Here is a 25,820-nt window from a genome sequence, read left to right on the forward strand (position 1 = left end):
GCCCCCGGAGGCCCGGTTCACCCCTCGGTGGACCGGGCCTCCGGCGTTCCGGGGGTCCCGGCCGTCGCCGCGGGCTCCAGGAAGGGCGTGAGCAGCCCCGGTACGGCCTCGGCGGCGAAGGCCAGGCCCTCGCCCTCCGCCGCGTCCAGGACGTCGTACGCGCCCTCTCCGGCGGCCGTCGTGGCGGTCAGCGTGACGAGTCCGGCGCGCCGCTGGAAGTACGACTGCTTGACCGTCCAGCCGATGATCCCAGAGCGCTGGAGCGCCACCGTGCTCCGCCGCACCGCGCCCGACCGGGTCACCACATAGGCGCCGCCCAGCGCGTGCCCGAGGGAGCGGTACGCGTCCCGGGCGAGGAGCACGGCGAGCGGCGCGAGCACGACGGTCCAGCCCGCCGCCACGTACAGCAGCACCGGGGTCAGGAGCGCCCCGAGGACGGCGAGGACGGCGGCGGGGAGCAGCACGGCGAGCAGGGCCCACCGCAGCCGCCGGGCGCGGGCCGCCCGGGGGTGGGCGGTGAGCGGGACAGCGGTGGGCGGTGCGGGGGCGCGCAGGACCTCGGCGGCGACCCGGTCGGCGACGGCCCGGGGCACGGCGGGGAGGAGCGCCTTGAGGTCGGTGTGCTTCTCGTCGTCGTCCTCGGTGAGGCCGGTGGCGACGGCGTCGACCCGGGCGGCGCCGAGGAGCCGCACGCCGAGCGGTTCGACGAGTTCGACGCCGCGCAGCCGGCGCTCCTCCAGGGAGACCGAGCGGGTGGTGAGCAGGCCGCGGCGGACCCGGAGGGTGCCGCCCGGTTCGCGTTCCAGCCGGTGGTTCCACCACATCTCGGTCCAGAGGCCGAGGGCGCCGACCGCGCCGGCGAGGGTGGCGATCACGACCAGGTCGACGATCATCCAGGGCAGCGACACCGAGGCGAAGCGCTCCCCTATCCAGTCGATGACCTCGGCCTGGGCGCCGAACCACTCGCTGACCTGCATGACCGCTCCGGCGGCGGCGCCGCCGAGGGCCGGGGCGACGAAGGAGACGGGGGCGTAGCGGATCCAGCGGGGGTCGAGGACGGCGAGCGTGCCGTCGTGGGCCGGATCGGCCTCGGGGACGGCGGGGCGGGCGAGCAGGGTGCGGCGGAGCCGTTCGCCCTCGGCGCGGGTGACGAGTTCGAGTTCGAGGGTGGACTCGCCGCCGCCGGTGGACTCGCCGGTGCCGATGCGGACCTTGACGAGGCCGAGGACCCGCTGGAGCGGGTTGGCGGTGAGGTCGACGCTGCGGATGCGCTCGCGGGCCAGCGAGCGGCGCTTGAGGAGGAGCAGGCCGGTGTGGAGGTCGACCCGGTCGGGGCCGACCCGGTAGCGGGTGCGGCGCCAGCGGACGTAGTCGGCCGCGGTGCCGCCGCCGACCAGCAGGACGGCGCCGGCCAGGACCCAGCCGACGGCCTGCGCGAACGGCCGGGACCCGGCGAGCCCGGCGGCGACCGGGAGGCCCGCGCCGGCCGCGACCCCGCACAGGACGGCGGCGGTGACGAGGAGGGTGCGCCGGTCGAGGCCGCGCCACTCCCCCTCGCCGGACGGGCTCACGTGGCGTCCCCGGGGGTGGCCCGGGTGAGCGCGGTGAGCCGTTCGGCGAGCTCCGCGGCGAGCTCGTGGTCGAGTCCGCCGGCGCGCAGCGCGCCCTTGGCGGAGGCGGTGGTCACGGTGACGGTGGCGAGCCCGAACAGCTGCTCCAGCGGCCCGCGTACGGTGTCCACGGTCTGGATCCGGGACAGCGGGGCGATCCGCCACTCCTGCCACAGGGCGCCCGTGCGCACGTACACGGCCTCGTCGGTGACCTCCCAGCGGTGCACCCGGTACCACCAGCCGGGGAGGAACGCGGTGCCGGCCAGTCCGGCCGCCCCGAGGACGCCGGCCGCGGCGAGCAGCCAGGTCCGGGCCGGGTCGATCAGCAGACCGAGCACGGCCAGGACTGCGGCCGGGACGGCGGCGGCGAGCAGGCACCGGGCCCGCCACCAGCCGACCGCCCTGCGGTCCACGGCGTTCCTGGGCGGCCGGAGCCGCACCGCGTCCTCCCCCGCCATCCGTCAGCTCCGGCCGCGCAGTGCCCGATAGGCGGAGACGAGGGCCGCGGTGGAGCTGTCGAGGGCCTCGGCGGTCGCCTCCCCGGTCAGGACGGGCTCGATCCGCTTGGCGAGGACCTTGCCGAGTTCGACGCCCCACTGGTCGAAGGAGTCGATGTTCCAGATCGCGCCCTGGACGAAGACCTTGTGCTCGTAGAGCGCCACCAGCTGGCCGAGGACCGAGGGGGTGAGGGCGTCGGCGAGGATCGTGGTGGTGGGGTGGTTGCCCCGGAAGGTCTTGTGCGGGACGAGCTCCTCGGGCACGCCCTCGGCGCGGACCTCCTCCGGCGTCTTGCCGAAGGCGAGGGCCTGGGTCTGGGCGAAGAAGTTCGCCATCAGCAGGTCGTGCTGGGGGACGAGCCCGGGCAGCAGGTCCTCGACGGGCCAGGCGAAGCCGATGAAGTCGGCGGGGATGACCTTGGTGCCCTGGTGGATCAACTGGTAGTAGGCGTGCTGCCCGTTGGTGCCGGGGGTGCCCCAGACGACGGGGCCGGTCTGCCAGTCGACGGGCTCGCCCTGGCGGTCCACGGACTTGCCGTTGGACTCCATGTCGAGCTGCTGGAGGTAGGCGGTGAACTTGGACAGGTAGTGCGAGTACGGCAGGACGGCGTGCGACTGGGCGTCGAAGAAGCCGCCGTACCAGACCCCGAGGAGGCCGAGCAGCAGCGGCGCGTTCTCCTCCGGCGGGGCGGTGCGGAAGTGCTCGTCGACGAGGTGGAAGCCGTCGAGCATCTCGCGGAACCGGTCCGGGCCGATGGCGATCATCAGGGAGAGGCCGATGGCGGAGTCGTACGAGTAGCGTCCGCCGACCCAGTCCCAGAACTCGAACATGTTGGCCGTGTCGATGCCGAAGTCGTGGACCTTCTCGGCGTTGGTGGAGAGCGCCACGAAGTGCTTGGCGACGGCTTCCTGGCCGGCGCCGAGCCCGGAGAGGAGCCAGTCGCGGGCGGAGGTCGCGTTGGTGACGGTCTCGATGGTGGTGAAGGTCTTGGAGGCGACGATGAAGAGCGTCCGCGCCGGGTCGAGGTCGCGGACGGCCTCGTGGAGGTCGGCGCCGTCGACGTTGGAGACGAAACGGAACGTCAGGTCCCGCTGGGTGTAGGCGCGCAGGACCTCGTAGGCCATGGCGGGGCCGAGGTCGGAGCCGCCGATGCCGATGTTGACGATGGCGGTGATCGGCTCGCCGGTGTGGCCGGTCCAGGCGCCGGAGCGGATCTGCTCGGCGAAGCCGGCCATCTTGTCGAGGACGGCGTGGACCTTGGGGACGACGTTCTCGCCGTCCACCTCGATCACGGCGTCGCGGGGGGCGCGGAGCGCGGTGTGGAGGACGGCCCGGTCCTCGGTGGTGTTGATCTTCTCGCCGCGGAACATGGCGTCGCGCAGCCCGGCAACGCCGGTGGCGGCCGCCAGTTCGCGCAGCAGCGCCAGGGTCTCGTCGGTGACGAGGTGCTTGGAGTAGTCCAGGTGGAGGTCACCGACCCGCAGGGTGTAGCCGGTGCCGCGCTCCGGGTCGGCCGCGAACAGCTCGCGCAGGTGGGTGCCGCCCAGCTGCTCCCGGTGCTTGCCGAGGGCCGCCCACTCGGGCAGCCGGTTGAGCCTGATGCGTCCTTCAGTGGTCATTTCGGACATCGCCCACTTCTTCTCGTACGTGTCTGCCCCGCTGCTCCTCCAACCTAGTTGATCGGCCGGGGCATTCCGTGCCACCCGTCCCCGGACACGGCGAAGGGCCCCGCACGCGAACTCGGTTCGCGTGCGGGGCCCTTCGTCCGCTGGTGGGGCGCCGATCAGATCTCGCCCCGGAGCTTGGCCAGCGCCTCGGCGAGGATCGCCTCGCCGTCGGCGTCACTGCGGCGCTCGCGCACGTAGGCGAGGTGGGTCTTGTACGGCTCGGTGCGCGGCGGGTCCGGCGGGTTGTCCCGGTCCTGGCCGGCCGGGAATCCGCAGCGGGGGCAGTCCCAGGTGTCGGGGACCTGCGCGTCACTCGCGAAACTCGGCTGGGTCTCGTGCCCGTTCGAGCACCAGAAGGAGATGCGGAGGCGCGGTGCCGACTCGCCCCGCTCGGCCTCCCCCATCGGCCCCGCTCCGACCCGGCTTCCCCGGATCGCGTTGCCACTTGCCACGGTCGTAACTCCCTGCGTGATGGTGCTCGAAGATGCCCCAGTCTACGGAAGGCCCAACGCGCGTCCAGTGTGCGGAGTTACCCGTCCAGCTTCATGAGGAGACCAAGTACGACAATGCAGGCGAACCACAGCAGCCCGACCACGACCGTGATGCGGTCGAGGTTGCGCTCGGCGACCGAGGAGCCGCCGACGGAGGACTGCATGCCGCCACCGAACATGTCGGAGAGGCCGCCGCCCTTCCCCTTGTGCATCAGCACCAGCAGCATCAGCAGCGCGCTGAAGACGATCAGGGCGATCGAGAACCCCATAACCACGGCTGGACCAACTTCCTCGGAGCTTGACAACGGACGGGGGCCGGGCGCCGGGCCCGACCCCCGCAAGGGTACGACGGATCTCGTCCGTCGCTCTACATCGTCACTGGTCGCGGAAGCGGACGATCTTGACGAACTCGTCGGCGTCCAGCGAGGCGCCGCCGACCAGGGCGCCGTCGATGTCGGGCTGCGCCATGATCTCGGCGACGTTGCCGCTCTTGACGGAGCCGCCGTACTGGATGCGGATCTTGTCGGCGACGTCCTGCGTGTAGAGCTCGGCGAGCTTGCCGCGGATGGCCCCGCAGACCTCCTGGGCGTCGGCGGCGCCGCAGACCTTGCCGGTGCCGATGGCCCACACCGGCTCGTAGGCGACGACGACCGTCTCGGCCTGCTCGGCCGGGACGTCCTTCAGGCCGCCCTCGACCTGGGCGAGGGTGTGCGCGACGGCGTTGCCGGCCTCGCGCACGTCCAGCTCCTCGCCGACGCAGAGGATCGGGGTGATGCCGTGGGCGAAGGCAGCCTTCACCTTGGCGTTGCACAGCTCGTCGGACTCGCCGTGGTACTGGCGGCGCTCGGAGTGGCCGACGGCGACGAAGCCGGTGTTGAGCTTGGCGAGCATGGCGCCGGAGATCTCACCGGTGTACGCGCCGGACTCGTGGGCCGACAGGTCCTGGGCGCCGTACTTGATCTTGAGCTTGTCGCCCTCGATCAGGGTCTGCACGGAGCGCAGGTCGGTGAAGGGGACGAGGACGGCGACCTCACAGGCGTCGTAGTCCTTGTCGGTGAGGCTGAAGGCGAGCTTCTGGACGTGGGCGATGGCCTCCAGGTGGTTGAGGTTCATCTTCCAGTTGCCCGCCATCAGCGGGGTACGGGTGCTCATGGGGTGTTCAGTCCTCCAGTGCGACGAGGCCGGGGAGCTGCTTGCCCTCGAGGTATTCGAGGGAGGCGCCGCCACCGGTCGAGATGTGGCCGAAAGCGTTCTCGTCGAAGCCCAGCAGCCGGACGGCCGCGGCGGAGTCGCCGCCGCCGACCACGGTGAAGGCCGGGGAGTCGACGAGCGCCTGGGCGACGGCCTTGGTGCCCTCGGCGTAGTCGGGGTGCTCGAAGACGCCCATCGGGCCGTTCCAGAAGACGGTGGCCGCGTCGGCGAGCTTCGAGGCGTACAGCTTGCGGGTCTCCGGACCGATGTCCAGGCCCTCCTGGTCGGCCGGGATGGCGTCCGCGGCGACCGTGGTGGGGTTCGACGGGGCCTTGGTCTTCAGGTCCGGGAAGGACGGCGAGACCAGCACGTCGACGGGGAGGACGAACTCCACGCCCTTCTCCTCGGCCCGCTTGAGGTAGTCGAGCACGGCCGGGATCTGGTCCTCCTGGAGGAGGGAGATGCCGACCTCGTGGCCCTGGGCCTTGAGGAAGGTGTAGGCCATGCCGCCGCCGACGAGGATGCGGTCGGCCTTCTCCAGGAGGTGGTCGATCACGCCGAGCTTGTCGGAGACCTTGGCGCCGCCGAGGACGACCACGTACGGCCGCTGGACGTCCTCCGTCAGCTTCTTCAGGACGCCGACCTCGGTGGCGATGAGGTAGCCGGCCGCGTGCGGCAGCTTGCCCGGGAGGTCGTAGACCGAGGCGTGCTTGCGGTGCACGGCGCCGAAGCCGTCGCCGACGTAGAGGTCGGCGAGGGCGGCCAGCTGCTCGGCGAAGGCGGCGCGCTCGGCGTCGTCCTTCGAGGTCTCGCCGGCGTTGAAGCGCAGGTTCTCGATGACGGCCACGCCGCCGTCGGCCAGGCCGGCGACGGTGGCGCGGGCGGACTCGCCGACGGTGTCGGTGGCGAAGGCCACCTCGGCGCCGAGCAGTTCGCCGAGCCGCGCGGCGGCCGGGGCGAGGGAGAACGCCGGGTCCGGGGCGCCCTTGGGGCGGCCCAGGTGGGAGGCGACCACGACCCGGGCGCCGGCCTCGGCGAGCGCCTTGACCGTGGGGACGACGGCGCGGATGCGGCCGTCGTCGGTGATGGTGGTGCCGTCGAGCGGCACGTTGAGATCGGCGCGGACGAACACCCGCTTGCCCTCGACGCCCTCGCCGAGAAGCTCGTCGATCGTCTTCATCTGTTCACTGACTCCTTGGTACGCGGTGGAGCACACGAGACAGGGCTCGCGCAGCGCTTCGTCGCGCCGCCCGAGCCCTGCTCACATCGAAAGCCCTGCCCTGCTGAACCCTAGTACGTCAGAGCCGGCCACCGACGAAGGTGGTGAGGTCGACGAGACGGTTCGAGTATCCCCACTCGTTGTCGTACCAGCCGAGGACCTTGACGCTGTTGCCGTCCTGGACCATGGTCAGCGAGGAGTCGAAGGTGCAGGACGCCGGGTCGCTGACGATGTCCGAGGAGACGATCGGGTCCTCGGTGTAGAAGAGGATGCCCTTCAGCGGGCCGTCCTCGGCGGCCTTCTTGAAGGCGGCGTTGACCTCGTCCCTGGTGACCTCGCGGTCCAGGGTGACGACGAGGTCGGTGGCGGAGCCGGTGGGGACCGGGACGCGCATGGCGATGCCGTCCAGCTTGCCCTTGAGCTGCGGGAGGACCAGGGCGGTGGCCTTGGCGGCACCGGTCGTGGTCGGGATGATGTTCTCCGCGGCGGCGCGGGCGCGGCGCAGGTCCTTGTGCGGGAAGTCCAGGATGCGCTGGTCGTTGGTGTAGGCGTGGACCGTGGTCATGAGGCCGCGGACGATGCCGAAGTTCTCGTCCAGGACCTTGGCCATCGGTGCGACGCAGTTGGTGGTGCAGGACGCGTTCGAGATGACGTGGTGGTTCGCCGGGTCGTACTTGTCCTGGTTGACGCCCATCACGATGGTGATGTCCTCGTCCTTGGCCGGAGCCGAGATGAGGACCTTCTTGGCGCCGCCGGCGAGGTGCTTGGCGGCGTCCTCGCGCTTGGTGAAGATGCCGGTGGACTCGATGACGATGTCCACGCCGAGGTCGCCCCACGGGATGTCGGCGGGGTTGCGCTCGGAGAGCACCTTGATGGTGTGGCCGTCGACCGTGATGGTGTCGGCGGTGTGGGAGACCTCGGCCTTGAGGCGGCCCAGGATGGTGTCGTACTTCAGCAGGTGGGCCGTGGTCGCGGTGTCGCCCAGGTCGTTGACGGCCACGACCTCGATGTCGGCACCCTGCTCAAGGAGCGCGCGGAAGTAGTTGCGACCGATGCGGCCAAAGCCGTTGATGCCTACGCGGATCGTCACGAACCGATCTCCTCGTATGAGAACGCCGGGTGCAATGTCACACCGGCGAGATCTTGATTTTTCTGGGATGTCCCCGACCGCTTCCGACCCTACCTCTCCGGGTGCCCCCGAGTGACATCGAGCGCAGCCGTTCGAGCCCGGAAAGTGACCGGAAAACGGCCGACGGCCCGTACCTACCAACGGGTACGGGCCGTCTTGGGACCTTTGTCCCCACTACTCTCCGTCAGCGGCGGAGCGCGGTGAGGGCACGGTCGAGGAGCCGCTGCCGCTCGGCCGGGGAGCCGACGTGCTCCAGGCCGAAGCCGAGGAGCACGGTGTCGCGGGTGGTGACGGCGGCGACGGAGTGGAAGAGGGCCGGCGAGCGGGTCCAGTCGGCGGCGTTGCCGGGGCTGCCGGCCGGGGCGCCGGGGACGGTCCAGGCGCCGAGCGAGCTCTCGAAGCCCTCGCGCTCGGTGCCGGCGGCGGTGACGAGCCGGACGTCGTCGACGAAGGCGCCGGTCTCGCCGGTGCCGGGGTCGGAGACGTACGAGAGGGACAGCTCGACCTTCTTGCCGGCGTAGGCGGAGAGGTCGACGGACGCCTGCCGCCAGCCGTTGGAGGGGCCGGTGAAGGCGTTCCAGGCGCCGGTGGTGCCGGTGGGCGCGCAGCCGTCCTCGCCGAGGGTGAGGTAGCGGCCGAGGTGGGGGTGGAGCTTCAGGTAGTAGCCCTCGCCGCAGTCGGCGGGCGGCTCGCTGGAAGTGCCCCCGTTCCGGTCGGGCAGGGTGGTCCAGTCGTCCTGGCCGGCGGTGCGGGCCTCGACGACGAGGTTGTCGTACCCGGGCTCGGTGTCGTGGCTGACCTGGAAGTCCAGCCGGGGCGCGTCGGCGGCGGCGGTGCCGGTGAGGTCGACGGTCCGGGTGAGCCGGGCCCAGGTGTCGTCGGCGTGCCGGACGGCGGCGAAGGAGTCGCCCTCGGCCGGTTCGAAGGGGGTCCGCAGGCCCGGGTAGTCGCCGGCCGGGGCGCTGGAGGCGAACTGCGGGAAGCGCTCCGGGTCGAGGGCGTCGGAGGTGACGGTGTAGGCGCCGGCGTGGTCGAGCGGGTTGCCCGCGGCGGCGCCGAGCGCGGTGTCCGCGCCGGAGAGGCGGCCGGCGCCGGCGAAGGAGGCCGGGCCGTTCAGCCCGGCCCGGCGGTAGGCGCCGAGCCAGTACTGGGCGAAGTCGTTGGACTCGGCCCGGCCGATCCGGGTGAGCCCGCCGCTCTTCTCGCCGGCGTTGAGCAGCTTGCCGCCCTCGTTGAGGTAGGAGCGGACGGCGAGCTCGACGGCCCCGGAGGGGCGCTCGGCACCGGTGTACCAGACGACGGTGCGGAAGTGGGAGAGGACGCCGAGGGCGTGCGGGGCGCCCTGGGTGGCGACGTCCCAGACGGCGGCCTTCCGGCCGGTCGCGGCGAGCGCCTTCACATAGGTGCCGGCGTGCGCGGCGGCGCCCGTACCGCCCTCCTCGGCGAGGACGAGGACGTCTCCGCGGGCGCGCTCGGCCACCCGGTACGTGAACGGGGTGGTGGCGGTGGTGCGGCCGGCGCGGTCGCGGGCGGTGAACCAGACCTCGACGGTGTCGCCGGGGCGGGCGCCCCGCACCTCGCCGCGGTACTGGTCGTAGTACAGGTTGTCCTCGCCGCCGTACGTCTCGCCGCCCTCCCACGCCTCGACGCCGGCGCGGTGGGCGCGTCCGCCGTTGATCCGGTAGTGGAGGGTCTTGGCGCGCAGCGACTTGCGGGCGGTGACGGCGACCTGCTGCTCCTCGCCGGCGGCGGCGTAGGAGGTGGTGAAGGCGTCGGGGGTGAGGGCCGGGGCCTCGGCGCCGACCGGGGAGACCGGGTCGTCGGGGCGGGCGGCGGACTCGGCGACGGCGAGCGCGAAGGGGATGTTCTTGGCGAACTCGGCCTGGATCAGCTTCTCGTCGTCGGGGAAGGTGAAGACGGAGGCGCAGTCGGCGGCTTCCCAGGCGTCGTTCGGGTCGACGCGGGAGGCGGTGGCGCAGGTGGACATCTCGGGGGTGAACATCTGCATGCCGTTGACGTTGGCGGCGTGTCCGTCGGCCTCGCCGTTGGTGGTGTACAGCTCCGAGGAGACCTGCGGCCGGTAGCCGGGGACCGCGGGGTTCTGCGGGGTGCCGGCGAGCGCCTTGAGGGGGGTGTCGTCGGGGGTGTCGGTGGCGACCTGCCAGCCGACGCCGTACAGGATGAGCTGGGCCGCGGAGTGGTAGTTGATGCCGTACGAGAAGCCGATGCGCTTCTGGAAGGCGTCCAGGGCCCGGGTCTCCGGCTCGGACATGGGGCCCTTGCCGCGGAAGGTCTCGTCGGCCGGGTCGGGGGACGAACCCTCGTCGTCGTAGCCCCACTTGTAGGCGAAGTTCCGGTTGAGGTCGACGCCGTCGCCGGGGCGGATCACGCCGTCGCCGTCGTTGTCGCGGAGGTTCTTGCGCCACTGGCGGTTGGCCGGGTCGGCGTGGGTGAAGTCGTAGCCGTCGGGGTTGGCGGAGAGCACGAACCACAGCTCGGTGGTGTCGACGAGCCGGGTGATCCGCTCGTCGGTGCCGTAGTTGTCGAGGTAGTGGTGGAGCAGCCGCCGCGTCATCTCGGGGGTGATCCACTCGCGGGCGTGCTGGTTGGACAGGTACAGGGTGGCCGGCCTGCTGCCGTCCTTCACCTGCCGGGCGCCCTTGGTGACCTTGACCGCGAGGATGTCCTGGCCCTTGAGGGTCTTGCCGATGGACACGACCTTGGTGAGGCCGGGGTGGGCGGCGGCGGTGGCGAGGATCTCCTCCTTGAGGCCGCCGGGGCCGCCGTACGGGCGGAAGACGCCGTCGCCGGCGGCCTCCGCGCGGCGGGCGGCGGCCGGGCCCGGGTCGTGGGCGGCGACCGGGACGCCGCGGGCGCGGAGCGCTCCGGCCTGGTCCTCGGTGAGGTAGACCTCGACGGTGGCGGTGCCGCGCTCGGGCACCTGCTCGGTCAGTTCGTGGCCGTCGGCCCCGGCGTCGAGGAGGAGCGGCACCTGCTCCTTGGTGACCGTGGCCCGCCAGACGGAGAGGGCGTCGCCGCCCTCCGGGCCCGCGGGCCGCGCTCCGGCGGCGGGTGCCGCCGCGAGTCCGGCGATCAGAAGTGAGGCGGCGGCGAGGACCGCGCGCGCCCTGTGTCTCATGAGCCCCCCTGGGTGTGATCCGTCACGAGGTGGAGCGAACGGATGCCAGGCTCTTGGGCGCCCATGGGCCTGTCAAGGGCGCCTCGCCGCGACGCGCCCGCGCCACCCAGACGCTGAGGGAGCATCAGGAGTACGCAGCCGCCCCGGAGTTCACGCTTACGGGCCGGTACGCGGACGGCCCCGTGCCTCAGGGGCCGGGTACGGGGACGGCCCCGCGCCTCAGGGGGCGGGGTACGGGGACGGCCCCCGTCCCTCAGGGGGCGGGGGCCGTACGGGCGGGGTGCCGGGGCGTCAGCCGACCAGGCTCTCGTCCATCTCCTCGGTCAGGTTCGACTCGGTGCCGGGGATGCCCAGGTCCTGCGCGCGCTTGTCGGCCATGGCGAGCAGCCGGCGGATCCGGCCGGCGACCGCGTCCTTGGTGAGCGGCGGGTCGGCGAGGGCGCCCAGCTCCTCCAGGGACGCCTGCTTGTGCTCCATGCGGAGCCGGCCGGCCGCTGCCAGGTGCTCGGGCACCTCGTCCGCCAGGATCTCCAGGGCGCGCTGCACCCGGGCGCCGGCGGCGACGGCCGCGCGGGCCGAGCGGCGCAGGTTGGCGTCGTCGAAGTTGGCGAGCCGGTTGGCGGTGGCGCGGACCTCGCGCCGCATCCGCCGCTCCTCCCAGGCCAGCACCGACTCGTGCGCGCCGAGCCGGGTGAGCAGGGCGCCGATGGCGTCGCCGTCGCGGACCACGACCCGGTCCACCCCGCGGACCTCGCGGGCCTTCGCGGCGATGGAGAGCCGGCGGGCGGCGCCGACGAGCGCGAGGGCGGCCTCCGGGCCGGGGCAGGTGACCTCCAGGGAGGAGGAGCGGCCCGGCTCGGTCAGCGAGCCGTGGGCGAGGAAGGCGCCGCGCCAGGCCGCCTCGGCGTCACAGGTGGCGCCGGAGACGACCTGCGGCGGGAGGCCCCGGATGGGGCGGCCCCGGCCGTCGACCAGGCCCGTCTGCCGGGCCAGCTGGTCGCCGCCGGCGACCACGCGGACCACGAAGCGGGAGCCGCGCCGCAGCCCGCCGGGGGCCATCACGATCAGCTCCGAGCTGTGTCCGAAGATCTCCAGGATGTCCCGCTTGAGCCGCCGGGCCGCCATCGCCGTGTCGAGCTCCGCCTCGATCACGATCCGGCCGCTGACCAGGTGGAGGCCGCCGGCGAACCGGAGGATCGAGGAGACCTCCGACTTCCGGCAGCAGGTCCGGGTGACGGGAAGCCGGGAGATCTCGTCCTTCACCGCTGCCGTCATCGCCATGGGCCGATCCTTCCATGCATCCGAAAAATACGGTCGTACGCGGCGGCCAACCGCTCCGGGTCGTGCTTCGGAGAACCGTCGGCACGGGCCACCGGCGCCAGCTCCAGCGCGGCGCCGAGCCGCTTGGCGGCGTCGACGAGCGGTTCCCTGGCTGACACGTCGGGCACGGCGGCCTCGTCGGCCAGCACCACGTCCAGGGCGAGTTTAGGGGCGTGTCGTCCCAAAACCTCCAAATGACGCTGCGGGGAGAAGCCCTCGGTTTCTCCGGGCTGGGGCGCGAGGTTCAGCGAGAGCACCTTGCGGGCCTTGGTCTCGACGAGCGCGTCGAGCAGTTCGGGCACCAGCAGGTGCGGGATCACCGAGGAGAACCAGGAGCCCGGGCCGAGGACCACCCAGTCCGCGTCGAGGACCGCGGCGACGGCCTCCGGCACGGCCGGCGGGTCGGGCGGCACCAGGTGCACGGACTGCACCTCGCCGGGGGTGAGGGCCACGGTGGCCTGGCCGCGTACGGTGTCCACGTCGTCCGGGCGGGCCGGGTCGTGGCCCCTGACCAGGGCCTGGAGCTCCAGCGGCACGGCGGACATGGGCAGCACCCGGCCCTGGGCGCCGAGCAGCCGCCCGACCAGGTCGAGGGCCTGCACGGGGTCGCCGCCGAGCTGTTCCCAGAGGGCGACGATCAGCAGGTTGCCGACGGCGTGGCCGCCCATCTCGCCCTTGGACCGGAAGCGGTGCTGGATGACCCGGGCCCAGGTCTGGCCCCAGTCGTCGTCGCCGCAGAGCGCGGCGAGCGCCTTGCGCAGGTCGCCGGGGGGCAGCACGCCCAGCTCCTCGCGGAGCCGGCCGCTGGAGCCCCCGTCGTCGGCGACGGTGACCACGGCGGTGAGGTCACCGGTGATCCGCCGCAGCGCGGCGAGGGAGGCGGAGAGGCCCATGCCGCCGCCGAGGGCGACGACCTTCGGCTGGGCGCCGCGCCTGCGGAGCGTCCGCCGCACCGTGAGGGTGGAGGAGGAGCGCCGGCGGTACGGCTTCACTCGCGCCCCATGTCGCGGTGGACGACCACCGTCTCGACGCCCTCGGCGGCGATGCGGGCGGCCAGCTTCTCGGCGGTGGCGACGGAGCGGTGCTTGCCGCCGGTGCAGCCGACGGCGATCGTCACGTACCGCTTGCCCTCGCGGCGGTAGCCGGCGGCGATCAGCTGGAGCAGCTCGGTGTAGCGGTCCAGGAACTCCTTGGCGCCGGGCTGGTTGTAGACGTAGTTCGCCACCTCCTCGTTGAGGCCGGTGTACGGGCGCAGCTCGGGAACCCAGTGCGGGTTGGGCAGGAAGCGCATGTCGACGACGAGGTCGGCGTCGACGGGCAGGCCGTACTTGAAGCCGAAGGACATGACGGTGGCCCGCAGCTCGGGCTCCTCCTCGCCGGCGAACTGGGCGTCCATCTTGGCGCGCAGCTCGTGGACGTTGAGGCTGGAGGTGTCGATGACCAGGTCGGCGTCGCCGCGCAGTTCGCGCAGCAGGTCCCGCTCGGCGGCGATGCCGTCGACGATGCGGCCGTCGCCCTGGAGCGGGTGGGGGCGGCGGACCGACTCGAAGCGGCGGACCAGGGCCTCGTCGGAGGACTCCAGGAAGACGATCCGGCGGGTGACCTGCTTGGCCTCCAGGTCGGCCAGGGACTCCCGCAGGGCGTCGAAGAACTGCCGGCCGCGGACGTCGACGACGACGGCGATCCGGGCGACGTTGCCCTGGGAGCGGGCGCCGAGCTCCACCATGGTGGGGATCAGCGCGGGCGGCAGGTTGTCGACGACGAACCAGCCGAGGTCCTCCAGGCACTTCGCCGCGGTGGAGCGGCCGGCTCCGGACATGCCGGAGATGATCACCAGCTCGGGGATGGCCGCCTCGGCGCCGTTGTCGCCCGCGGTCTCCTTCGTGCCCGTACTCACGTGTCGTGCTCCGTCTTCTCGGTGGTGCGTGTGCCCGTCGGTCATGCCGTGCCGTCCCCGTCGTCTTCCATGATCTCTCCTGTGGCCGTGTTCACGGCGGGTGCGGCGGGGGCCGCCTGCGCCAGGGCCACGGCGACCGCCTCCGCGGTCTTCCGGCCGAAGCCGGGGACCTCACAGATCTGCTCGATTGTCGCCTGCTTCAGCCGCTTCACCGAGCCGAAATGCTTGATCAGGGCCTGCTTGCGCGTGTCGCCGAGGCCGGGGACGGCGTCGAGGGGGCTGCTCCGGAGGCGTTTGGTCCGCTTGGACCGCTGGTAGCGGATGGCGAAATCGTGAGCCGTGTCACGGACCCGCTGGAGGAGGTACAGGCCCTCGCTGGAGCGGGGCAGCACCACGGGGTCGTCCTCGCCGGGCAGCCACACCTCCTCCAGGCGCTTGGCGAGGCCGCAGACGGCGACGTCGTCGATGCCGAGCTCGTCGAGCGCCCGGCGGGCGGCGGCGACCTGCGGCTGTCCGCCGTCGACGACGACGAGCTGCGGCGGGTACGCGAACCGCTTGGGCCGGCCGTCGTCGCCGGCCTCGTCGACGGCGACCTCGCCGTCCTCGCCCCACTCCCCCGTCCTCTCCTTCTCGGCGAGGTAGCGCCGGAAGCGGCGGCCGACCACCTCGTGCATGGAGCGGACGTCGTCCTGGCCCTCGAAGCCCTTGATCTGGAAGCGGCGGTACTCGCTCTTGCGCGGCAGCCCGTCCTCGAAGACGACCATGGAGGCGACGACGTCCTCGCCCTGGAGGTGGGAGATGTCGAAGCACTCGATGCGCAGCGGCGCCGACTCCAGGTCCAGGGCCTCGGCGATCTCCTCCAGGGCCCGGGAGCGGGTGGTGAGGTCGCTGGCGCGCTTGGTCTTGTGCAGCACGAGGGCCTGCTGGGCGTTGCGGGCGACGGTGGCCATGAGGTCCTTCTTGTCGCCGCGCTGCGGGATCCGCAGCGAGACCTGGGACCCGCGGCGGCCGGACAGCCACTGGGTGACGGCGCCGGCGTCCTCGGGCAGCGCCGGGACCAGGACCTCCTTGGGGACGGCGTCGCCGGTCTCCTCGCCGTAGAGCTGCTGGAGGGCGTGCTCGACGAGCCCGGCGGTGTCGACGGCCTCGACCTTGTCGGTGACCCAGCCGCGCTGGCCGCGGACGCGTCCGCCGCGGACGTGGAAGATCTGGACGGCGGCCTCCAGCTCGTCCTCGGCGAGGGCGATCAGGTCGGCGTCGGTGGCGTCGGCGAGGACGACGGCGCTCTTCTCCATGGCGCGCCGCAGCGCCCCTATGTCGTCGCGGAGCCGGCCCGCCTTCTCGTACTCCATCTCCTCGGCCGCCGCCATCATCTGCTTCTCCAGGCGGCGGAGGTACGTGCCGGTGCGGCCGGCCATGAAGTCGCAGAACTCCTCGGCCAGTTCGCGGTGCTCCTCGGGGGTGACCCGGCCGACGCAGGGCGCCGAGCACTTGCCGATGTAGCCGAGCAGACAGGGCCGTCCTGCCGAGGCGGCGTTCCGGAACACGCCCGCCGAGCAGGTCCGCACCGGGAAGACCCGCAGCATCAGGTCGACGGTCTCGCGGATCGCCCACGCGTGCGCGTACGGCCCGAAGTACCGCACGCCCTTCTTCTTGTGCCCGCGCATGACCTGGACGCGCGGGAACTCCTCGTTCAGGGTGACGGCGAGGTAGGGGTAGCTCTTGTCGTCCCGGTACTTCACGTTGAACCGGGGGTCGTACTCCTTGATCCAGGAGTACTCCAGCTGCAGCGCCTCGACCTCGGTGGAGACGACCGTCCACTCCACGGAGGCGGCCGTGGTCACCATGGTGGCGGTCCGCGGGTGCAGGCTCGCGAGCGGCTGGAAGTAGTTCGCCAGCCGCTGCTTCAGCGACTTCGCCTTCCCGACGTAGATCACCCGCCGGTGCTCGTCCCGGAACTTGTAGACACCCGGCGAGTCCGGGATCTGCCCCGGCTGGGGGCGGTAGCTGGAGGGGTCGGCCATGCCCCCCACCCTACTGGCGCCCGCCGACAGGCAGGCCGTCGCGCGGACGGTGCCCGGGGCGCCTCAGGGGCGTCCCGGGCGGGGCCGCCGGCGGGCCCGGAGACCGGGCCGGGGCGGTCGGTCAGGGCCGGCCGGTGCCGCGGGTGCGGGCCCGGCGGCGGAGGGCGGAGGCGCCGGTCAGGACGAGGGCCGTCACCGCACCGAGGGCGGCGAGCGTGGAGGCGGCGGTGGCCGCGGCGGGCTGGTGCCAGGACCCGTCCGCCGCGGACGACGCCCGCAGGGGGGTGGCGCCGGTCGTCGCGGGCGCGCCCACGCCGGGGACGACGGCCCCGGGGACGGTCGTGCCGGGGGCGTAGCCGCCCGCCGCGCCCTTGCGGGCGTAGTCGGAGGCGGGGAGCTTGTCGGCGTACGCGCGCGTGACGCGGTCCCGGTAGGCGGCCAGGGTCGTGCCGCCGGCGCCGACGGCGTTCACCGCGTCCGTGTCCAGCGGCAGCACCTTCGCGCCCTTCTGGACGTACCAGGCGTCGATCTGCGGTTCGCGGAAGACCAGGCCACCGGGGAGTTTCCGGGCTCCTTCGCGCGCGTACCGGATCTCGTCGTCGCCGGTGGCGATGTTCACCACCCGCCAGCCGCCGGGGCCGCGGACCGTCCACAGGGACGCCTTCTGGCCGTCGGCGGCGACGGCGAGGCTGGCCCGGTACTCCTCGCGGGCCACGGGCGCGTCCGCCGCGCCGGCGACGAAGTCGGCGCTGAGGATCCGTACCGGCACGGCGGGGCCGGATATCCGGGGCGCCGCGGCGGTACGGGCGAGCGCCCCGTCGCGGGCGAAGAAGCGGCCGAGGGTGGCGAGCGTCTCCGGCGCGGCGGCGGCCTGCTCGGCGGTCGGCGCGGGCGGCAGCGGGTCGGCGCCCGGGGCCGCGGCGGCGGCGGGCGCCGCGAGGCCGAGGGCGAGGAGCGCGGCGGCTCCGGTCACGAGCGCCGTGGCGGTGGCCCGGGTGGTCGCGGAGGTGGCCGGCGCGGAGGTGGTCGTCGTGGTCATGGTCGTCACGCCCCGATCCGGTAGAGCGAGTGGGTCCAGGAGAAGGAGGCATTGTTCACGTACCACGCGTGGGAGGCCCAGTTGTAGCGATTGCTGGAAGGCCACGGATCTCCCCAGTACACCCAGCTGTTCGCGTCGTCGTAGCCGTAGAGCACGTGCATGTGCCCGCCGCCGCTCGACCACTGGATGCGGGTCTCGACTGGCCGGTCGGCGTCGATCTCGGCCTGGACGGTGGAGTAGCGCAGCCAGCCGTTGACGTACGAGCCGGGGCTGACGCCCGCCCAGGACAGGCCGGTCTGGACGTTGGCGAGGGTGGCCTGCCAGTTGGGGCAGTCGTAGCCCTGCTGCCGCTGGAAGGCCGCGTTGCAGAACTGGTTCTGGCTGTAGCCGCGGCCGTACCAGGTGGCGATGGTGTTCCCGGCCGCCGCCCAGCACCAGTTGGTCTTCTGCTGGGCCTGCATGGTGATGCTCAGGCGCTTGGCGGCGAGGACGGCGGCGGTCGCGCCGGGTGCGGGCGCCGGCGCGGCGGACGCCGAGGCCGCGGCGGGGACGAGGAGCAGCGCGGCGGCGGCGAGCGCCACGAGGCCGCGTCGCCGGTTCCGGCGTCGTCCGGGCATGGGGTTCCTCATGGTTCCTCCCAGGGCGGGGGGCGGGGATGAGTGGGGGGTGCGTGGGGGGTGCGTGGGGGGTGGGGGTGGCGTCCGGACACCGCTTGGAGCATCGGTCGTTGTCGGGAGCGGGTCAACACGCTTCAATGCGGGGTGACATCGGGCTGTGAACGGTGTGGCGCGGGTGTGAACGCGGTCCCGCCGTCCACCAGCCCGCCCCCCGTCCGGGCCCCGGCGGTCCGTGCCCCGGGCGTGAACGTTCACCGAGGAGCCCGTGTGAGCCACACCGAGGCCGATCTGGTGCAGCTGCTGCACACCGGCCCCTTCCATCTGGCGCTGCGCACCGCGCTGGCCGTGCGCGGCCTGCCGCTCCAGCGGGTCCAGCACCATCTCGCGCACCGGGGCGTGAAGGTCGGGGTGACCTCGCTGAGCTACTGGCAGCAGGGCGCCCGGCGGCCCCAGCGGCCGGAGTCGCTGAAGGCGGTCCGGGCGCTGGAGGAGGTGCTGCAGCTGCCGGGGAACTCGCTGCTGCGGCTGCTGGCCGAGGGCACGGCGGGCCGGGACGGGGTGGAGCGGCCGGCGGCCCGCTCGTACCGCTCGCTGGTGGAGGCGTCGGGCGCGGTGGAGGAGCTCTTCGCGGAGCTGGAGTCGCCGGCGGACGGCGGGCTGCACACGGTGGGCCACCACGAGCGGGTGCGGATCGGCGCGGGCCGGGAGCTGGTGGGGCGGGAGTCGCAGCACGTGGTGCGGGCGCACCGGGACGGCGTGGACCGCTACCTCGCCATCCACCACGGGGACCCGGGCTGCGACCCGTCGCGGGTGCGGGTGCGGGCGGTGGAGAACTGCCGCGCGGGGCGGGTGCGGTGGCACGCGGGGACGGGGGTGCTCGTCGCGGAGCTGCTCTTCGACGCGCGGCTGCGGGCCGGCGACACCCATCTCTTCTCGTACGGCTTCGAGGACGGGACCGCCGGGCCGAGCGGCGAGTACGTGCGCGGCTTCAGCTTCGCCGGCGGGCAGTACGTGCTCCAGGTCGCCTTCGACGAGGCGGCGCTGCCGGTGCGCTGCCGGCGCTTCGCGCAGGCGTCGGCGGGCGCGCCGCGCGGTGGGCGCAGGGAGCTGACGCTCGGCGGCCGGCACCGCACGGTGCACCTCGTGGAGCAGGGGGTGCGTCCGGGGATCCTGGGAATCGACTGGGACTGGTCCTGAGCGCGCCCGCCGGCCCCCGGCCGGCGGGCCTGGCGGTCAGGCGCTGGGGGCGGCCTTCGGGCCGGCGACCAGCTTGCCGTCCTCGACGCGGATGTCGACGGCGGGCAGCGGGACGGTGGCGGGGCCCTTGAGGGCCTTGCCGGTGGTGACGTCGAAGCGGCTGCCGTGGCAGGGGCAGTTGCCCTCGTTGTCCTCGATCTTGTCGAGGACGCAGCCGGCGTGGGTGCACTGGGCGCTGAACGCCTTGTACTGGCCCTTGGCCGGGCAGCTGACCAGGACCCGCTGCTCGCGGTAGAGCTTGGCGCCGCCGACCGGGACCTCGTCCGGCGAGCCGAGGGCGACCGGCGCGGTCGGCGTCGGGACCTGGGCGTGGCCCAGCTTGGAGTCGGTGGAGCAGGCGGCGGCTCCCAGCCCGGCGGCACCGGCGAGAGCGGCACCCTTCAGGACGGTGCGGCGGGTGGACTGGCCGGACATGATCGCTCCACGAGGCCGGGGACGGTGGTCTGCCCCGACGATACCCGCGGCCTTTCGTGCCTTTTGGCCCACCCCCGCCCGTGCGCCCCGGGGCGCCCCGGCCCCGCGGGGCCCGCCCGGGGGCCGCCCCGCGCGGGTGCGCTGCTCACCCGCGCGGGGCCCCGGGACGCGTCACGCCTTGCGGGCGCGGGCCGCCTTCTTCGCCGGCGCGGCCTTGGCCGCCTCGACGCTCTTGGCAGCGGTCTTCCTGGCCGGGGCGGCCTTCTTCGCCGCCGTCTTCCGGGCCGTCGCCGTCTTCTGCGCCGCCTTCTGCGCCGTCTTCTTCGCCGTCCCGCGCGCGGCGGGCACGCCTGCGTCGCTGACGCGGTCGGCGCCGAGGATCTCGCGGAGGAACTTGCCGGTGTGGCTGGCCGGTTCCGAGGCGACCTCCTCGGGCGTGCCCTCGGCGACGACCATGCCGCCGCCGCTGCCGCCCTCGGGGCCCATGTCGATGATCCAGTCGGCCGTCTTGATGACGTCGAGGTTGTGCTCGATGACGATCACCGAGTTGCCCTTGTCGACCAGTCCCGACAGCACCTTGATCAGCTTCGAGATGTCCTCGAAGTGCAGACCGGTGGTCGGCTCGTCCAGCACGTAGACCGTGCGGCCGGTCGACCGCTTCTGGAGCTCCGACGCGAGCTTGACGCGCTGCGCCTCGCCGCCGGAGAGCGTCGGCGCCGACTGCCCGAGCCGGACGTACCCGAGCCCGACCTCGTTGAGCGTCCGCAGGTGGCGGGAGATCGTGGGGACGGCCTCGAAGAAGTCGAGGGCCTCCTCGATCGGCATGTCCAGGACCTCGGCGATGGACTTGCCCTTGTAGTGGACCTCCAGGGTCTCCCGGTTGTACCGGGCCCCGTGGCAGACCTCGCACGGCACGTACACGTCCGGGAGGAAGTTCATCTCGATCTTGATCGTGCCGTCGCCGGAGCAGTTCTCGCAGCGGCCGCCCTTGACGTTGAAGGAGAAGCGGCCGGGCAGGTAGCCCCGTACCTTCGCCTCCATCGTCTCCGCGAACAGCTTGCGGACGTGGTCGAAGACGCCGGTGTACGTCGCCGGGTTGGAGCGCGGGGTGCGCCCGATCGGCGACTGGTCGACGTGCACGACCTTGTCGACGAGGTCGTCGCCCTCCACGCGCGTGTGCCGCCCGGGCACCGTCTTGGCGCCGTTCAGCTCGCGCGCGAGGTGGGTGTAGAGGATGTCGTTGACCAGCGTCGACTTGCCGGAGCCGGAGACGCCGGTGACGGCGGTGAGGACGCCCAGCGGGAAGGAGACGTCGATGTCCCGCAGGTTGTTCTCCCGGGCGCCGTGCACGGTGAGCATCCGGCCGGGGTCGACGGGTCGCCGGACGTCCGGGGTGGAGATGGCCCGGCGGCCGGACAGGTACTGGCCGGTCATCGACTCCTCGTTGGCGAGGAGCTCCTTCAAGGTGCCGGAGTGGACGACCTTGCCGCCGTGCTCGCCGGCGCCGGGGCCGATGTCCACGACCCAGTCGGCGACCTTGATGGTGTCCTCGTCGTGCTCGACGACGATGAGCGTGTTGCCCATGTCGCGGAGGCGGACCAGGGTCTCGATCAGCCGGTGGTTGTCGCGCTGGTGGAGACCGATGGACGGCTCGTCGAGCACGTACAGCACGCCCACCAGGCCGGAGCCGATCTGGGTGGCGAGCCGGATGCGCTGCGCCTCGCCGCCGGAGAGGGTGCCGGCCGCGCGGTTGAGCGACAGGTAGTCGAGGCCGACGTCGACGAGGAAGCGCAGCCGCTCGTTGACCTCCTTGAGGACCCGCTCGGCGATCTTCTTGTCGCGGGCGCTCAGCGTGAGCCGGCCCAGGAACTCGGCGCAGTCGCTGATCGACATGGCGGACACCTCGGCGATGGACTTGTCCATCACGGTGACCGCCAGCACGATCGGCTTGAGCCGGGTGCCGTGGCAGGTCGGGCAGGGCACCTCGCGCATGTACCCCTCGAAGCGCTCCCGGCTGCTGTCGCTCTCGGCCTCGCCGTGCCGCCGCTTCACGTAGGAGACGGCGCCCTCGAAGGCGGGGCTGGTCCAGGCGCGCTCGCGTCCGTACCTGTTCCGGTAGCGGACCTCGATCTGCGTCTTGTGGCCGTGCATGAGGGCCTTCTTGGCCCGCTGCGGAAGGCCCGCGTAGGGGATGTCGGTGCGGAAGCCGAGGGCCTGCGAGAGCCCGTCGATCATCCGGCCGAAGTACTCCTTGGTGTGGCCGTGGGACCACGGGTGGATGGCGCCCTCGTCGAGGGACTTGTCCTCGTCGGGGACGACCAGCTCGGGGTCGACCTCCATGCGGGTGCCGATGCCGGTGCAGTCGGGGCAGGCGCCGAACGGCGAGTTGAACGAGAAGGAGCGGGGCTCCAGCTCCTCGAAGGAGAGGTCGTCGTACGGGCAGTAGAGGTGCTCCGAGTACATCCGCTCGCGCTCGGGGTCGTCCTCCGGGAGGTCGACGAAGTCGAGCACGACCATGCCGCCGGAGAGGCCGAGGGCGGTCTCGACGGAGTCGGTGAGGCGGCGCTTGGCGCTGTCCTTCACGGTGAGGCGGTCGACGACCACCTCGATGGTGTGCTTCTCCTGCTTCTTCAGCGTCGGCGGCTCGCTGAGCTGGACCGTCTTCCCGTCGACCCGGGCGCGGCTGTAGCCCTTGGTCTGGAGGTCGGCGAAGAGGTCGACGAACTCGCCCTTGCGCTCGCGCACGAGCGGGGAGAGCACCTGGAAGCGGCTGCCCTCGGGCAGCTCCAGGACCTTGTCGACGATGGCCTGCGGCGACTGGCGGGAGATCGGCCGGCGGCACTCGGGACAGTGCGGCTTGCCGATGCGGGCGAAGAGCAGGCGGAGGTAGTCGTAGACCTCCGTGATGGTGCCGACCGTGGAGCGCGGGTTGCGCGAGGTCGACTTCTGGTCGATGGAGACGGCGGGCGAGAGACCCTCGATGAAGTCCACGTCCGGCTTGTCCATCTGACCGAGGAACTGCCGTGCGTACGAGGAGAGCGACTCGACGTACCGACGCTGCCCCTCGGCGAAGATCGTGTCGAACGCGAGGGAGGACTTGCCCGATCCCGAGAGCCCGGTGAAGACGATGAGGGAGTCACGGGGGAGATCGAGCGAGACGTTCTTGAGGTTGTGCTCGCGCGCGCCACGGACGATGAGACGGTCGGCCACGCCGGTCCGCACCTTTCTTGAGAGAGCGGATGTGCCTGACACACCCAACAACCAAGGATGCCGGATGCTTCCGCGGGAGGGGGGTGCCCCACCGAGCCTATAGCACGTACATTCGATTTCCGGGCGCCGTCCACCTGCTTCACCCGAACGAGTGGTCGGCGCTAGGGTCGGCGCCATGATCGATCACGAGCGCGACCTCGCCTCCCTGCACGAAGCGACCCAGCGGCTGCTGACCGACGCCGCCTCCTGGGACAACGCCGCCGTCGCCGAGCCGTCACGGCTTCCCGGCTGGACCCGCGGCCACGTCCTCGCCCACCTGGCACGGAACGCCGACGCCCTGGTGAACGTCCTCGAAGGCCGCCCCATGTACCCGAGCGCCGAAGCGCGCGACGCGGACATCGAGCGCGACGCCGCCCGCCCCCTCGACGTCCAGCTCGCCGACGTGCGCGCGACCGACGCCCGCTTCCGCGAGGCGGCCGCCGCCCATGCCGACTGGAGCCGCACCGTCGAGCTGCGCAACGGCGTCACCGACAGCGCCTCCCGGATCCCCTTCCGCCGCTGGGTGGAGGTGGCCCTGCACCACGTGGACCTCGGCTGCGGCTACGAGCTGGAAGACCTTCCGGCGGAGTTCACCGACCGCGAGATCGGCTTCCTCGCCGAACGGTTCGCCGGACACCCGGACGTGCCCTCCACCACCCTCCGCGCCGACGACGGCCGGACCTGGACCACCGGCGGCGGCGCCGAGGGCGGCCCGGTGGCCGTCTCCGGCCCCGCCCCCGAGCTGGTCGGCTGGCTGGCCGGCCGGCGCGACGGCGCCGCCCTGAAGACCGAAGGCGGCCCGCTCCCCCAGCTCCCGCCGCTGTAGCGCGCCCTTCCCGGGACCGCTGTCGGCGGGCGGGGCTAGTCTGAGGCCATGACGTACAGCGGAGCGGTGAGGGTGGGCGGTCCGGCCGACGTCCACGAGCTGAAGGACCTGATGATCTCCAAGGTCGCGGTCGGCCCGATGGACAACAACGCGTACCTGCTGCGCTGCCGGGCCACCGGCGCCCAGCTGCTCATCGACGCCGCCAACGACCCGGAGACGCTGCTCACGCTGATCGGTGACGACGGCATCGGCGCCGTCGTCACCACCCACCGGCACGGCGACCACTGGCAGGCCCTCGCCCAGGTGGTCGCCGCCACCGGCGCCACCACGTACGCGGGCGCGTACGACGCGGAGGGCATCCCGGTCGCCACCGACGTCCTCGTCGAGGACGGCGACACCATCCGCGTCGGCGAGGTGGAGCTCACCGCCAGGCACCTCGTCGGCCACACCCCCGGCTCGATCGCGCTGGTCTACGACGACCCGCACGGCCACCCGCACGTCTTCACCGGCGACTGCCTCTTCCCCGGCGGCGTCGGCAACACCTGGCAGGACCCGGACGCCTTCGCGAGCCTCCTGCGCGACGTGGAGACCAAGCTCTTCGCGGTGCTGCCGGACGAGAGCTGGGTCTACCCCGGCCACGGCAAGGACACCACGCTCGGTGACGAGCGCCCCCATCTGCCGGAGTGGCGCGAGCGCGGCTGGTGAACCGGCCGGTGCGGAAGCGCCCCCGGTGACGACGCGGGCGCTCCCGCACGCCCCCCGTAACCCGAACGGCCGCCGGGTAGTTGGCGGCACATGCAGCACAGTCACGCTCCGTCGCCACCGGCGGCCCGGCCCGCCCCCTCGATGCCCCGGCTCGCCGCCGCGTCGCTCGTCGGCACCGCCATCGAGTTCTTCGACTTCTTCGTCTACGGGACGGCCGCCGCCCTCGTCCTCGGGCCGCTCTTCTTCCCGACCTTCTCCCCGCTCGCCGGGACCCTGGCAGCCTTCGGCACCTTCGCCATCGGCTTCCTCTCCCGCCCCATGGGCTCCGTCCTCTTCGGGCACATCGGGGACCGCCACGGGCGCCGGCCGGTGCTCTTCGCCTCCCTGCTGCTGACCGGCTGCGCCACCGTCGCCGTCGGCTGCGTCCCCACGTACGAGTCGATCGGCGTCGCCGCTCCCCTGCTCCTGCTGGTGCTGCGCTTCCTCCAGGGGCTCGGCCTCGGCGGCGAGTGGGGCGGCGCCGTCCTGCTGACCGCCGAGCACGCCCCGCCGCACCGCCGGGCGCTGTGGGCGAGCTTCCCGCAGATCGGCCCGGCGATCGGTTTCCTGCTCGCGAACGGCGTGATGCTGGCGCTCACCGCCGGGCTGAGCGACGCCGACTTCCGGTCCTGGGGGTGGCGGGTGCCGTTCTGGGCGGCCGGCCTGCTCGCCGCCGGCGGGCTGCTGCTGCGCTCCTCGCTCGCCGAGACCCCGCAGTTCGAGGAGCTGTCCGCGTCCGGGCGGCGCGCGAACGCCCCGCTCGCCGAGGTGGCCCGCGACCACTGGCGGCTCGTCCTGCTGACCGCCGGCGCCCTCGCCGTGGGGTACGCGATCTTCTACACGGTCTCCACCTGGGCGCTGGCCTACGGCACCGAGAAGCTCGGGGTGAGCAGCACGGTGATGCTGCTCTGCGTGATGGCGGCGGTGGCGGTGAAGGGCGCGGCGACACCGTTCCTGGCCCTGCTGGGCGATCGCTGGGGCCGCCGGCCGCTCTGTCTCGCCGGGTGCGCGGCGGCGGCGCTGTGGATGTTCCCGATGGTGGCGCTGCTGCACACCCGGCAGCCGGTGCTGATGTTCCTGGGGTTCCTGGGGGCGCTGCTCGCCTTCATCACCATGTTCGCGGTGGTCGCCGCGTACCTCCCGGAGCTGTACGAGCCCCGGGTGCGCTGCACGGGCGCTGCGGTGGGCTACAACCTGGCGGGGGTGCTCGGCGGGGCGCTGACGCCGATCGTGGCGACGGCGCTGTCGGAGGGCGGCTCGGGCCCGCCGTGGGGCGTGGCGGCCTATCTGACGCTGGTGGCGCTGGTGAGCCTCGGTTGCTTCGCGCTGCTGCCGGAGACGCTGCCGGAGCGGCGCGTGGAGGAGGCGGTGGAGTCCGCGCCCGCGTAGCCGGGGCGGTACCGGACCGGAGGACGGACGGGAACGGCGACGGCCGGCCCGGGCGGGATGCCGGGGCCGGGGGTCTCCGTGTCGCGTCGCGGGGTGCGGG

General features: G+C 73.0%; 21 protein-coding genes. 4 read left to right on the top strand and 17 right to left on the bottom strand.

The features are described from left to right. Positions 1-17: 17 nt before the first annotated feature. The 15 genes from ACFVQZ_RS34485 to ACFVQZ_RS34555 form a co-directional block, all read right to left on the bottom strand. Complete coding sequence (locus ACFVQZ_RS34485; RefSeq protein ID WP_030492848.1) at positions 18-1,571, bottom strand: PH domain-containing protein; 1,554 nt, start codon at positions 1,569-1,571, stop codon at positions 18-20. Beyond that, complete coding sequence (locus ACFVQZ_RS34490; RefSeq protein WP_383628758.1) at positions 1,568-2,068, bottom strand: PH domain-containing protein; 501 nt, start codon at positions 2,066-2,068, stop codon at positions 1,568-1,570. Before ACFVQZ_RS34490 ends, ACFVQZ_RS34485 begins: the two co-directional genes overlap by 4 nt. A 3-nt stretch (positions 2,069-2,071) precedes the next feature. Then, the gene (gene pgi / locus ACFVQZ_RS34495) at positions 2,072-3,736 is read right to left on the bottom strand and encodes a glucose-6-phosphate isomerase (RefSeq protein WP_383628760.1); all 1,665 of its coding nucleotides are present in this window, start codon (positions 3,734-3,736) and stop codon (positions 2,072-2,074) included. A gap of 155 nt (positions 3,737-3,891) precedes the next feature. Next, complete coding sequence (locus ACFVQZ_RS34500) at positions 3,892-4,227, bottom strand: RNA polymerase-binding protein RbpA (RefSeq protein ID WP_003957010.1); 336 nt, start codon at positions 4,225-4,227, stop codon at positions 3,892-3,894. A gap of 77 nt (positions 4,228-4,304) precedes the next feature. Next, complete coding sequence (gene secG, locus ACFVQZ_RS34505; RefSeq protein WP_030205174.1) at positions 4,305-4,535, bottom strand: preprotein translocase subunit SecG; 231 nt, start codon at positions 4,533-4,535, stop codon at positions 4,305-4,307. Positions 4,536-4,641: 106 nt separating this feature from the next. After that, on the bottom strand, positions 4,642-5,418 hold the full coding sequence (gene tpiA, locus ACFVQZ_RS34510; protein WP_030492851.1) for a triose-phosphate isomerase: 777 nt from the start codon (positions 5,416-5,418) through the stop codon (positions 4,642-4,644). Between the two features lie 7 nt (positions 5,419-5,425). After that, the gene (locus ACFVQZ_RS34515) at positions 5,426-6,637 is read right to left on the bottom strand and encodes a phosphoglycerate kinase (RefSeq protein WP_030492852.1); all 1,212 of its coding nucleotides are present in this window, start codon (positions 6,635-6,637) and stop codon (positions 5,426-5,428) included. 118 nt (positions 6,638-6,755) lie between these two features. Beyond that, a complete protein-coding gene (gene gap, locus ACFVQZ_RS34520) occupies positions 6,756-7,766 on the bottom strand; it encodes a type I glyceraldehyde-3-phosphate dehydrogenase (protein WP_030492853.1) in 1,011 nt (336 codons plus the stop codon). Positions 7,767-7,989: 223 nt separating this feature from the next. Continuing rightward, positions 7,990-10,944 (bottom strand): M14 family metallopeptidase, encoded by a 2,955-nt coding sequence (locus tag ACFVQZ_RS34525; RefSeq protein WP_030492854.1) that lies wholly within the window; start codon positions 10,942-10,944, stop codon positions 7,990-7,992. Between the two features lie 291 nt (positions 10,945-11,235). Then, positions 11,236-12,225: a DNA-binding protein WhiA gene (gene whiA / locus ACFVQZ_RS34530; RefSeq protein WP_030492855.1), complete on the bottom strand. Its 990-nt coding sequence runs from the start codon at positions 12,223-12,225 to the stop codon at positions 11,236-11,238. Further along, entirely contained in the window at positions 12,216-13,256 is a 1,041-nt protein-coding gene (gene yvcK / locus ACFVQZ_RS34535; protein ID WP_030492856.1) for a uridine diphosphate-N-acetylglucosamine-binding protein YvcK, read from the bottom strand. The genes whiA and yvcK overlap by 10 nt, the downstream gene beginning before the upstream one ends. Continuing rightward, positions 13,253-14,206, bottom strand: coding sequence for an RNase adapter RapZ (gene rapZ / locus ACFVQZ_RS34540; protein ID WP_081958888.1), 954 nt, complete (start codon positions 14,204-14,206; stop codon positions 13,253-13,255). The genes yvcK and rapZ overlap by 4 nt, the downstream gene beginning before the upstream one ends. Then, positions 14,203-16,185, bottom strand: coding sequence for an excinuclease ABC subunit UvrC (uvrC, locus tag ACFVQZ_RS34545; protein WP_030492858.1), 1,983 nt, complete (start codon positions 16,183-16,185; stop codon positions 14,203-14,205). The genes rapZ and uvrC overlap by 4 nt, the downstream gene beginning before the upstream one ends. Before the next feature lie 121 nt (positions 16,186-16,306). After that, positions 16,307-17,224 carry a hypothetical protein gene (locus ACFVQZ_RS34550; RefSeq protein ID WP_383628774.1) on the bottom strand — a complete coding sequence of 306 codons (918 nt, stop codon included), beginning with the start codon at positions 17,222-17,224 and terminating at the stop codon, positions 16,307-16,309. A gap of 5 nt (positions 17,225-17,229) precedes the next feature. Then, positions 17,230-17,841: a papain-like cysteine protease family protein gene (locus tag ACFVQZ_RS34555; protein ID WP_383628764.1), complete on the bottom strand. Its 612-nt coding sequence runs from the start codon at positions 17,839-17,841 to the stop codon at positions 17,230-17,232. A gap of 267 nt (positions 17,842-18,108) precedes the next feature. Here ACFVQZ_RS34555 and ACFVQZ_RS34560 point away from each other — a divergent pair, with 267 nt between their 5' ends. Continuing rightward, positions 18,109-19,038 (top strand): hypothetical protein, encoded by a 930-nt coding sequence (locus ACFVQZ_RS34560; protein ID WP_030492861.1) that lies wholly within the window; start codon positions 18,109-18,111, stop codon positions 19,036-19,038. 36 nt (positions 19,039-19,074) lie between these two features. Here the strand turns inward: ACFVQZ_RS34560 and ACFVQZ_RS34565 are convergent, their stop codons facing one another. Together ACFVQZ_RS34565 and uvrA are read right to left on the bottom strand one after the other, a co-directional pair. Then, entirely contained in the window at positions 19,075-19,512 is a 438-nt protein-coding gene (locus ACFVQZ_RS34565; RefSeq protein ID WP_030492862.1) for a Rieske (2Fe-2S) protein, read from the bottom strand. A gap of 171 nt (positions 19,513-19,683) precedes the next feature. Next, positions 19,684-22,722: an excinuclease ABC subunit UvrA gene (gene uvrA / locus ACFVQZ_RS34570; RefSeq protein ID WP_383628767.1), complete on the bottom strand. Its 3,039-nt coding sequence runs from the start codon at positions 22,720-22,722 to the stop codon at positions 19,684-19,686. A 175-nt stretch (positions 22,723-22,897) separates the two neighbouring features. Here uvrA and ACFVQZ_RS34575 point away from each other — a divergent pair, with 175 nt between their 5' ends. The 3 genes from ACFVQZ_RS34575 to ACFVQZ_RS34585 all read left to right on the top strand — a co-directional run bounded on the left by ACFVQZ_RS34575 (position 22,898) and on the right by ACFVQZ_RS34585 (position 25,720). Beyond that, positions 22,898-23,587, top strand: coding sequence for a maleylpyruvate isomerase family mycothiol-dependent enzyme (locus ACFVQZ_RS34575; RefSeq protein WP_383628769.1), 690 nt, complete (start codon positions 22,898-22,900; stop codon positions 23,585-23,587). Positions 23,588-23,635: 48 nt separating this feature from the next. Continuing rightward, positions 23,636-24,292 carry an MBL fold metallo-hydrolase gene (locus tag ACFVQZ_RS34580; RefSeq protein ID WP_030492865.1) on the top strand — a complete coding sequence of 219 codons (657 nt, stop codon included), beginning with the start codon at positions 23,636-23,638 and terminating at the stop codon, positions 24,290-24,292. 141 nt (positions 24,293-24,433) lie between these two features. Beyond that, positions 24,434-25,720: an MFS transporter gene (locus ACFVQZ_RS34585; protein ID WP_383628775.1), complete on the top strand. Its 1,287-nt coding sequence runs from the start codon at positions 24,434-24,436 to the stop codon at positions 25,718-25,720. Positions 25,721-25,820 lie beyond the last annotated feature (100 nt).

The sequence above is a fragment of the Streptomyces sp. NPDC057854 genome, assembly GCF_042797055.1.
Lineage (GTDB): Bacteria > Actinomycetota > Actinomycetes > Streptomycetales > Streptomycetaceae > Streptomyces.

Excerpts from the sequence above, each read along its gene's own strand:
- ACFVQZ_RS34575 (WP_383628769.1), top strand. The coding sequence starts at position 22,898 with ATGATCGATCACGAGCGCGACCTCGCCTCCCTGCACGAAGCGACCCAG.
- ACFVQZ_RS34585 (WP_383628775.1), top strand. The coding sequence starts at position 24,434 with ATGCCCCGGCTCGCCGCCGCGTCGCTCGTCGGCACCGCCATCGAGTTC.
- secG (WP_030205174.1), bottom strand. The coding sequence starts at position 4,535 with ATGGGGTTCTCGATCGCCCTGATCGTCTTCAGCGCGCTGCTGATGCTG.
- ACFVQZ_RS34580 (WP_030492865.1), top strand. The coding sequence starts at position 23,636 with ATGACGTACAGCGGAGCGGTGAGGGTGGGCGGTCCGGCCGACGTCCAC.
- ACFVQZ_RS34525 (WP_030492854.1), bottom strand. The coding sequence starts at position 10,944 with ATGAGACACAGGGCGCGCGCGGTCCTCGCCGCCGCCTCACTTCTGATC.
- ACFVQZ_RS34555 (WP_383628764.1), bottom strand. The coding sequence starts at position 17,841 with ATGCCCGGACGACGCCGGAACCGGCGACGCGGCCTCGTGGCGCTCGCC.
- ACFVQZ_RS34550 (WP_383628774.1), bottom strand. The coding sequence starts at position 17,224 with ATGACCACGACGACCACCTCCGCGCCGGCCACCTCCGCGACCACCCGG.
- uvrC (WP_030492858.1), bottom strand. The coding sequence starts at position 16,185 with ATGGCCGACCCCTCCAGCTACCGCCCCCAGCCGGGGCAGATCCCGGAC.
- ACFVQZ_RS34515 (WP_030492852.1), bottom strand. The coding sequence starts at position 6,637 with ATGAAGACGATCGACGAGCTTCTCGGCGAGGGCGTCGAGGGCAAGCGG.
- ACFVQZ_RS34490 (WP_383628758.1), bottom strand. The coding sequence starts at position 2,068 with ATGGCGGGGGAGGACGCGGTGCGGCTCCGGCCGCCCAGGAACGCCGTG.
- ACFVQZ_RS34565 (WP_030492862.1), bottom strand. The coding sequence starts at position 19,512 with ATGTCCGGCCAGTCCACCCGCCGCACCGTCCTGAAGGGTGCCGCTCTC.
- tpiA (WP_030492851.1), bottom strand. The coding sequence starts at position 5,418 with ATGAGCACCCGTACCCCGCTGATGGCGGGCAACTGGAAGATGAACCTC.
- pgi (WP_383628760.1), bottom strand. The coding sequence starts at position 3,736 with ATGTCCGAAATGACCACTGAAGGACGCATCAGGCTCAACCGGCTGCCC.
- whiA (WP_030492855.1), bottom strand. The coding sequence starts at position 12,225 with ATGGCGATGACGGCAGCGGTGAAGGACGAGATCTCCCGGCTTCCCGTC.
- rapZ (WP_081958888.1), bottom strand. The coding sequence starts at position 14,206 with ATGACCGACGGGCACACGCACCACCGAGAAGACGGAGCACGACACGTG.